The 9,873-nt window shown below is 25.0% G+C and carries 7 protein-coding genes and 1 pseudogene; 7 read left to right on the forward strand and 1 reads right to left on the reverse strand.

The genetic code is table 11. The annotated features are described in order from the left end of the window. Positions 1-773 precede the first annotated feature (773 nt). The 5 genes from CLPUN_RS02270 to msrA all read left to right on the forward strand — a co-directional run bounded on the left by CLPUN_RS02270 (position 774) and on the right by msrA (position 6,447). Positions 774-1,856, forward strand: a complete 1,083-nt coding sequence (locus CLPUN_RS02270) for an anti-sigma-I factor RsgI family protein (protein ID WP_077845758.1) — start codon at positions 774-776, stop codon at positions 1,854-1,856. A 319-nt stretch (positions 1,857-2,175) separates the two neighbouring features. Next, positions 2,176-2,733 (forward strand): sigma-70 family RNA polymerase sigma factor, encoded by a 558-nt coding sequence (locus tag CLPUN_RS02275; RefSeq protein WP_077845759.1) that lies wholly within the window; start codon positions 2,176-2,178, stop codon positions 2,731-2,733. Continuing rightward, positions 2,734-4,002 (forward strand): anti-sigma-I factor RsgI family protein, encoded by a 1,269-nt coding sequence (locus CLPUN_RS02280; RefSeq protein ID WP_077845760.1) that lies wholly within the window; start codon positions 2,734-2,736, stop codon positions 4,000-4,002. A 546-nt stretch (positions 4,003-4,548) separates the two neighbouring features. Then, positions 4,549-5,571: a DUF3800 domain-containing protein gene (locus tag CLPUN_RS02285; RefSeq protein ID WP_143328954.1), complete on the forward strand. Its 1,023-nt coding sequence runs from the start codon at positions 4,549-4,551 to the stop codon at positions 5,569-5,571. Between the two features lie 402 nt (positions 5,572-5,973). After that, the gene (gene msrA, locus CLPUN_RS02290) at positions 5,974-6,447 is read left to right on the forward strand and encodes a peptide-methionine (S)-S-oxide reductase MsrA (RefSeq protein ID WP_198944278.1); all 474 of its coding nucleotides are present in this window, start codon (positions 5,974-5,976) and stop codon (positions 6,445-6,447) included. A 126-nt stretch (positions 6,448-6,573) separates the two neighbouring features. Here the strand turns inward: msrA and CLPUN_RS02295 are convergent, their stop codons facing one another. Then, positions 6,574-7,446 (reverse strand): AraC family transcriptional regulator, encoded by an 873-nt coding sequence (locus tag CLPUN_RS02295; protein WP_077845762.1) that lies wholly within the window; start codon positions 7,444-7,446, stop codon positions 6,574-6,576. 144 nt (positions 7,447-7,590) lie between these two features. On the opposite strand from CLPUN_RS02295, the gene CLPUN_RS02300 reads away from it, so the two are divergent. Beyond that, positions 7,591-9,042: a UDP-N-acetylmuramoyl-L-alanyl-D-glutamate--2,6-diaminopimelate ligase gene (locus tag CLPUN_RS02300; protein ID WP_077845763.1), complete on the forward strand. Its 1,452-nt coding sequence runs from the start codon at positions 7,591-7,593 to the stop codon at positions 9,040-9,042. Between the two features lie 591 nt (positions 9,043-9,633). Beyond that, positions 9,634-9,873, forward strand: a pseudogene (locus CLPUN_RS02305) (transposase); the annotation flags it as partial.

The raw sequence follows: 9,873 nt of genomic DNA on the forward strand, positions 1-9,873 counted from the left end.
TTTTTAAAACCTTGAAAGTGCTTTAAAACAACAGAATATCGTTTATACATTCGTACATTTTTAGTCTTTTTCATTGCTGATTCTAGTTCTAATATTGCATTTTGATTATCTTTTATAATAACCATTTAAATCACCTCACAAAATAAATCTAGATTTATTTTGTGCAAACTCATCGAATAATATAAAGCTGTTTTGCCAAGCTATGAATTTTATTAATTAGAACTTATATATAATATTTAAAAAATAAATTGAGTTTTATACTTCGATTGAATTTCTAAGATATACTTTATCTAGAATTTAATTCTTGATTGAATTAAGAATTACTAAAAGTAAAAAGAAATTTTAGATAATAATTAAATGTCTATATACACTATAAAATTAATATATCACAAAAATATTTTGAATTACAATGATTTGTAGATAAATATCAGAAAATTAACAAAATTTTAACCAATAATGATAATTTTATAAGATAGAGTCTAAAAAAGGACTCTTTTTTGCTTATATTTTAATATAAATAAGCTACTGTTTATAGTCTTTATTAATGAAAAAAATTTTAATTGAGTTAGAAAATGATGAAATTCCTTAATTTACCTAGTCAGATTAGATTCTTATAATGCGAAATGTATTATATAGATCAAAAGTTTTAAATTAAATATGAGTTATAAGGAAACTAAAAGAATTTTCTCATAATCTTAGTTTTAAAATAAACAATATTGATAAAAGGCATTTAGATGCATATGGATGCTAAAAAGTATTAGGAGGGATTGAAATTGGAAAAAGTATTATTTAAAGAATTAGATAATTTAGATATTAAGGATACTACTTTATTATTAAATGAAGATATTAATTTATCAGTAGATTATTTTACTAGGAAGAATATTGAAAAATCAGTAATGAAAAAGAGTGGTATCTATAGAGAAAATAATAACTTGATACAAAAGATAAATAATATTTTAGGAGGAATTTTTATGAAAAGAAAGATAGCAGTAGTATTATCAGCAGCAATGATTTTTAGTTTAGCAGGAGGAGGGTATGCATATGCTAAAAATCCAGTAGCATATGTAAGTGTAGATATTAATCCAAGTGTTGAATTATCAGTAAATGTTTTTGATAAAGTAGTATCAGTTGAAGCGTATAACGAAGATGGAAGAAATATATTAGAAGGAGCTAATTTAGTAAATATTAAGGTAGAGGATGCAGTCAGCATTGTAATTTCTAATGCGATTTCGAAGGGATATATAAAAGAAGATGGCTCATCTGGAATTGAAATTACTACAGCAACAGATAAAGAAAAAGTTGGGGCTGAATTAGATGAAACTTTAAAGGAAGTAGCAGATGAAACTTTAAGTGATAATGATAAAGAAGCAAAGGTTGAAACTGAAAATGTTGCACTTGCGAGAAGAGATGAAGCAAGAAAACTTGGAATAACACCTGGTAAGCTAAACCTTATACAAAAGCTTCAACAATTAGACCCAGTAATAACTATAGAAGACTATAAAGATAGCTCTGTAAAAGATATACAAAAGAAAGCTAAAGAATTAAGAAAAGATATTAATAAGGATGAATCGGATTCTATTAATGATGAAAATATAAGTATCCATACTAACAATGAAAGTGCAAATATTGATACTAATATAGATACAGTTAATGAAGAAAAAAATAATTCTTCTCCTAATAATACTAATAATAAAGAAAATAATGTTTCAAAAAACCAAAAAGATGAAAACATTAATAAAAATCAGAAAGTAGAAGATGTAGCTAATAAAGCTGAAAATAAAAATAATGGAAATACAGAAAAGAGTAATAGCTCAAATTCGCAAAATAGTAGTAAAGAAAAAAATAAAAATAATTAATAAAATACAAAGGATTATTAAAACATATTTATAAACTTTTACTAATAAATCATGCATATAAAGGGAGTTATAAAATGGACCCATAGGGTATGTTTTATTTATTTCTTTTTATGTTTAGCTTTTATTTTATATAGGACTTTTATAAATTATATAAAATTTTAGTTATAAATTATTAAGTTATTTTTCTAAAAAAGGAGTAAATAAACTAGCTTAAGAAAAAAATATATAAAATGTATTTTTTCTTAAGCTTGTCAGATTTTCTGATTCTACTACGAAATATATTATAAAGGAATCAAATTTGATAGAAAGAAGGTGCATTTTGATTTCAGATAAGGAATTACTTAACATATTGAATAATAAACCTGAAATGGGTTTAAAAATAATGATGGATGATTATATGGCACTCGTTTATACAATCATATTTAATAAACTTTCTGGTATTTATTCAAAAGAAGATATTGAAGAATGTGTAAGTGATGTATTTTTTGAAGTGTTTCATTATAAAAATAGAATTGATTTAACCAAAGGATCAATTAAAGCATTTTTATCAGTTGTAGCAAAAAGAAAAGCAATAGATATGTATAGAAAAAATAAAAATAATAAGCATGTTCCTATAGATGATATAGCTGAAAGTTTATATACAACTTCAGACGAAGTGGCTAATTCTATTTTAGTCAAGGAAAGTAATTCTGAATTAATAGATGCAATAAAGTTACTTGGAGAACCAGATAGTGAAATAATAATAATAAGAAAATATTATTTTCACCAAAGTTCAAAAGATATTTCTAAGGATATAGGTATTAAAGTTAATACTATTGATAAAAAAGTATCAAGATGTATCCAAAAGCTTAAAAAAGTATTAGGAGGACTTGTATAGATGGAAGATAAATTATTTAGAGCATTAGATAATTTGAATATTGAGGACACCAAGTTATTACTAGAAAAAGATATTAATTTATCGGTAGATTCATCTACTACTAAACGGATTAAAAAGTCAGTAATGAAAAAGGCTGGATATTATAAAGAAAAGTCTGAACGCAAAAATAAAATAAATAATATTATTGGAGGAATACTTATGAAAAAAAAGATAGCTTTGGCATTATCAGTAGCAGTGGTTTTAAGTTTAGCAGGAGGAGGATATGCATATGCAAAAACTCCTGTAGTATATGTTAGTATGGATATTAATCCAAGTGTTGAATTAGGTGTAAATGCTTTTGATACAGTAGTATCAGTTGAAGCATATAATGAAGAGGGAAAGACTATATTAGAAGGTACTGATTTATTAGATTCTAAAGTGAATGATGCAGTCAGTACTGTAATTTCCAATGCAATTTCTGATGGGTACATAAATGAAGATGGTTCATCAGTGATTGAAATTACTACATCAACAAATAAGACAACAGGAGCTGCAGTAAAATTAGATGAATCTTTAAAAAATATAGTAGATGAAACCTTAAGTAATAATGATGTACAAGCTGAAGTTGAAACTGAAAATGTTGCACTCGCAAGAAGAGATGAAGCAAGAAAGCTAGGTATAACACCAGGTAAGTTAAATCTTATACAAAAGCTTCAAGTGTTAGACCCAGCAATAACAGTAGAAGAATATAAGAATAGTTCTGTAAAAGACATACAAAAGAAGACTAAGGAATTAAGAAAAAATGTAAGCATCGAAACTACTACGGAAGGTAGTACAAGTACTGGTACAGCAACTAACACAGTTGATAGAACTACAACTAATAGTACAACAACTAATGGAACTAAAGCTGATAGTACAGCAACAAATGCAGTGACTTCAACTGGAACAACAACTGATGCTGATGAAGTTTCGATTATAGAAACAGAAAAGAACAATAAGTCTTCTAATAATAAAGCCAGCAATGGACATAATAAAAAAGAAGAAGTTAATGTTAGCCAAGAACAAAAATATCCAGAGGCTGCAGTTGAAAAGCAAAATAAGAATGATAATTCAAATTCACAAGGTAATTCTTCGAAGGAAGATAAGAATAGTAATATAAAGACAGAGAATAATAGTGATAGCAGTTCTTCAAAATCAGAAAGTAGTAATAATAGTAAAGGAAATTCTGCAAAATCAGATAACAGTGGAAGTAGTAATTCAAATTCACAAGGCAAAGGTAAAAATAAATAAAATATTGTTATAATTTTTGAATAAAGATAGGATATTTGTAAAGCAAGTATCCTATCTTTAACTTATATATGTTTATTTATAGGGTAGTAGGAACTAGAATAATTATTTTATAATTTATTATTTTTGGTAGCATATATTATAATTTTCAGAATTTAAAAATATAATTAGAAAATTTATTCTAAACGAAATTTACATAACATATATTTATTTAGAACTAGGTAAGTATGTTCTAAATTATTAATATATATTTTGCAAACGTACTAATTTATTGAAAATAATGTTAAAAAAATAAAGGGAAATTTAAATTCATGTAGAATAAATACTATATAGAAAAAATAAGGGAAACAAGGGAGGACGGGGAAAATGATTAAAACATAATTAAATAGAATAGGGTTAAAATTTAAATTTCCTTTGCATAATAACGTTAGCATCAAAAATATGGCAGCATATATAAACAAGTTAATTTATACCTCATAAATACTTGATAAATTAATTGGAAATAATTAGAAATGCGTTTACGGAATAATTGTAAAAGGGGAGAAAAATATGGGTAAAAGATATGTTATGTTTGTGGATGAGAGAGGTTTTTTAGGTACGGAAACAAATGATAATCTTTCAATGGTAGGGGTAATATTTGAATATGATTATTCTATTGAATCAAAAAATAGAGAATGTGAATTGAGAAGAAAATTAAGTGAATTTAAAAATAAATTATTTGGTAATGGCAGCAGTATTTCATTAGATGATTTAATACTTCAAGAAAATGTTTATAGAAATATTAATAAGATTCAAAGAGCACAATTTGTTAATGAATTACCACAATTGTTTAAAAATTTAAAGTTTACTGTAATAGTAAGTACAATAAAACAAGAAAAAAATAAAGCAAATGACTCGTATTCTAAATTAACTAAAATATTATTAAAGAAATACTATTGTTTTATTATGAAGAAAAGTGGAGAATCAGGTGGCATAATTATAGAAGCTAGAAAAGGAAATGCCAGCTATGAGATTCAACAAAACTTTTTTGACATATATAATGAAAGAAGTATGCGCTTATGTACATTGGATAATATTCAAAATAAAATTAATACATTCATTGTGTGTGAAAAAAATAACGAAGCTTATGGACTAGGAATACAAGTATTGAATGTATTAAATAATGCACTTTTTAGAGTTTCAAATGGATTGAGAGACGTAGATAGAAAACTAATATCATATATAGACTATGGTAATAAAAACAAAATATTTGATGTGATAAACCATAAAATATATAAAGATACTCAAATAGATGTTTCAATTAAAAAAATGCAAGGAGCAGCTTATAGTAATATAGAACTATTTAGCAAAGAATTAAAAACTTTAAAAGAAGAGATAAAAGTTAGAGATAATAGAATTGATGAAAAAGAAAAAGAAATTAATGATTTAACTGATGCAATTAAAGTTTTAAATAAACAATTAGAGGAAGCTTTATTGAGTAGAAAAAGTGATAGTATAATATTCCAAATTCTTTCTGATATAAATTTTAAGATGAAGGGACTTGAAGATAAATCTATGGCTGCAAAGCATTAGATTATTAACTTATTGCAAAAAATCTATTTAATTAAATAAAAAACTCCCCATAAATTTTTTGATAAATTTTGGCTCTCTTAAAGTATACCTGCTTTAAGAGAGTTCTTTTAGTTTAGACGAAAAGTCATTAGGTATTTTGCTCAGCTTATTTTATTCAAAATGTTTTTTGCTATTGATTTTAAGATAAAAGGATTTAAAAAGGTTATAGTCATAGAAAACTAAGTTTATTATATATGTTCTAAAAAATTTTGTTCATTAAGATTTAATTTCTATATTAGAGTAATTGGATAAGACAACCAACTAAATTATGAACTTTCTTAATTAGAACTTATATATAAATCTAAAAATAATTGTAATGAATTATTAATTAGATATATAATGTTACTACGAGGAGATGATAAAATGAAAAAAATAATTTTAGGTGGTGGATGCTTTTGGGGCGTAGAAAAGTTTTTTGCTATAATACCAGGAGTAATAGAAACAGAAGTAGGATATGCAAATGGAAAAACAGAAAATCCAACTTATGAAGAAGTATGTCATAATGATACAGATTTTGTAGAGGTATGTTACATAACTTATGATGAAAAATTAGTTTCATTAGATGTATTGTTAGATAAGTTTTGGAGTATAATTGATCCAACAACAATAAATAGACAGGCAGGTGACGTTGGTACTCAATATAGAAGTGGAATTTATTATATTGATGAAGTAGATTTAGATATAATTACTAAAAGTAAAACAGAAATACAAAAGCAATGCAAAGAACCAATAGTAACTGAAGTTAAACCATTAGAAAAATATTATACAGCAGAAGAATATCATCAAGATTATTTAGAAAAAAATCCAACTGGATATTGCCATATTAAATTTAACTAAAGTATTTTGTAATACATAAGTTCTAATTAATTTGCTATATTAAAAAATATGTGCAATAACTTAATATATGTAGTTTATTTATTGACATATATAATAACAAATAAAAGAGAATTCATACAGTAATAATTATTTTATTGGTTCTCTTTTTAATTTAGGTGAAAAATCACTAGGAGATTTATTAAACATATTTTTAAAGGAACGAAGAAAGGAGGAATAATCATTAAAGCCACATTGGGAGGAGGCTTTAGTGATTGCTTCTCCATTTATTATAAGATCTTTTGCCATTAAAAGTCTTTTTTGCATTACATAGTTATGAAGAGTATAACCAGTTTCCTTTTTAAATTTATGCATAAGATAATATTTACTGATATAAAATTTTTGAGATAAAAATTCAATTGAAAGATCTGTACGTAAATTAATATTAATATATTTTAATATTTTTTCAATTTGCTTATCATATTTTAGAGAATCATTATCATTTAAATACATGTTCCCAAGATGTACTCTATTTAAATAAATAAGCAATTGAACAAATAATGAATTACTTAAAAGTTTACTGCCAAAATCATTTGAATTAAAAGATATTTGGAGTGATTTTATTATAAATTGCATATGGTTTTGAAATTTAGCTTCAAGTCTAATAAGGTTGAAGCTTTTTTCATTTGCTAATTTAAAACAGGTTGAAAGGTCGCAATTTTCATAATTATGATCTTCTATAAAATCTGAATTAGCCCATATAATTATTCTTTCATAAGTTTCAGAAGGATCAATTATAGGTTTATGAACATCATGGTTGTTTACGAGCAAAATATCCCAAGGTTTTAAATAATAAGTTTTTCCTTCAATTAAATATGTAACTTTTCCAGAAAGAAATATTATTATTTTATTGAAATCATGGTAATGAAATTCGAAGTCTTGATTTTTTTTGTCCTTCAAATGAAATAGTTGAAAATCTTTATTTAAATAACCTGATTTACTACTAGAAGTTTTTTCGTCCATAAAAACAAAACCTTTCTAAATAATTTTTTATTTAAATAAATCATAAAGCACTTTTTACAATATATCAAACAATATATACACTATTTATTGTGAATATGTTCTATATAATTAGTTATAGTAGAAAGATTTAAAGGAGGATTCAAAATGAAATTATATGAATTAATAAGAGATTTGGATTATACATCAATTAATGGGGATTTATATATGGATATCGCAAATATTTGTTATGATTCTAGAAAGATTAAGGAAAATTCAATATTTGTATGTATAAATGGAAATAATGTCAATGGACATAATTTTATAAATAAAGCTATTAAAAATGGGGCAGTAGCAATAATAGTTGAGGAAGAATTTCAGTTTAAAAATGAAAATATAGCTCTAATAAAGGTAAATAATACAAAAAGCGCTTTGGCAAGCATAGCAAATTTATTTTATAAGGAACCTTCAAAAGAAATTAATTTAGTTGGTGTTACAGGAACAAATGGGAAAACTACAGTTATACACTATATAAAAGATATATTAGAAGGCTATGGAAAAAATACAGGGCTAATAGGTACTTTAGGTTATGAATTAAAGGATAAAGAAATAAGTATAGAAAAGATAAATCCGACAACACCAGAAGCACTAGAACTTCAAGCTATCTTTAGAGAATGTATTGATAAGGGGGCTGAAAATGTAGTTATGGAAGTAACTTCATCAGCGCTCGCAAAACACAGAGTTGATTTTTGTGATTTTAATGTAGGTGTTTTTACAAATTTATCTCAAGATCATCTTGAAGAACATGGGACGATGGAAAATTATAAAAATGAAAAAATGAAGCTATTTTATAAATGTAACCTTGGAATTATTAATTTAGATGATAAAGTAGGTAAGGAAATTATAGAGAAATGTACCTGTGAAATTTTAACTTATGGAATTGATGAAAATGCAGATATTAAGGCTACAGAAATAAAATATAAAAATGATTCAGTAATGTTTACATTGAATTTTAAAAATATTAGACAAGAAGTAAAAATAAATGTTCAAGGAAAATTTACAGTTTATAATGTTTTAGCTGCTATAGGCACATGTTATGGAATTGGAATAGATATTAATGAAATTCTGAAACTAGTGTTAAATATTAAGCATGTTCCGGGAAGACTTGAACTGGTAAAAAATAATGCAGATAAAAATATAATAGTTGATTATGCACATACACCAGATGGTTTAGAAAAATTATTGATGATGGCAAGAGATATAACAGAAGGAAAACTGATTACTGTATTCGGCTGTGGTGGAGATAGAGATAAAAGTAAAAGAAAAGTAATGGGAATGGCAGCAGGAATTTTATCAGATTATTGCATAATAACTTCGGATAATCCAAGATGGGAAGATCCAATAAAAATAATTGAAGAAATTGAAGATGGAATGGAAATTATAGATTCAAAATATGAAAAAATAGTTGATAGAAGAAAAGCTATTGAGAAAGGTTTAAACTTGTTAAAAGAAGAGGATTTATTAATAATAGCCGGAAAAGGTCATGAGGATTATCAAATTATAGGAAATACAAAAATGCATTTTGATGATAGAGAAGTTGTTAAAGAAAAGTTAGGATAAGGAACTAGATTTATGGTTTCGATCAGGAGGAAAAGGCTTTAAAATATTTACTGCAATTAATAATGGAAAAGTTATTAATATAATTGAAATGAGATATAACGCTTAGTTGCTGAGGAATAAGATATTACCAATATAATATGTTGACTAGTCGCTGTACTAATTAAGCATTACTTAAATTTATAAATTAATAAAATAGAAAATAATAATAATCGCATATTCAAAATGAATGTGCGATTTCTTATTTTATCATTGTAGTTAAAGCATAAATACATAAGGCTTTACCTATAAAAGAAATTGGAGTAGGATTTGAAATACAATGGTAATTAGAATTATAATGATTGCTATTTAATTAGTTTAAAAGTGATAATAAATTTATAAATAAAAATAATATATATTTTATGATAAACAAACTACATATTATTAGTTAATGTACATATTTTAATGTAACAAATTAATTACCTAAGTTTCGTACAAATGAAACTATAGCATTTTCCATATTATGGTTTCCGAAAATTAAATAAAGGATAATACCAAGCCTTGAAGCATAATTTTCTTTACACACAAAAAATTAAGAAAGGCAGGTATTATCCTATGAATAATTTTACATTTACTAATGATAACTGTAAAGAAGAAACTACTTTTAATTGGCTAATTTCCGTATTACAATTTGGCTTAAAAGCCAATTTATTTAAGGCGATTGAGAACTTTAAGCTCAAAATGAAAAAAGTAAGATATTCCGTATATCAAAAACTTATTGTTACTATTATGTCCATAGCAATTGGTTGTGAAACAACTAAAGATATCAATGAAAAGCTTGGCGGAGAAAAATTA

Source organism: Clostridium puniceum (assembly GCF_002006345.1).
In the GTDB taxonomy this organism is placed as follows: Bacteria; Bacillota; Clostridia; order Clostridiales; family Clostridiaceae; genus Clostridium; species Clostridium puniceum.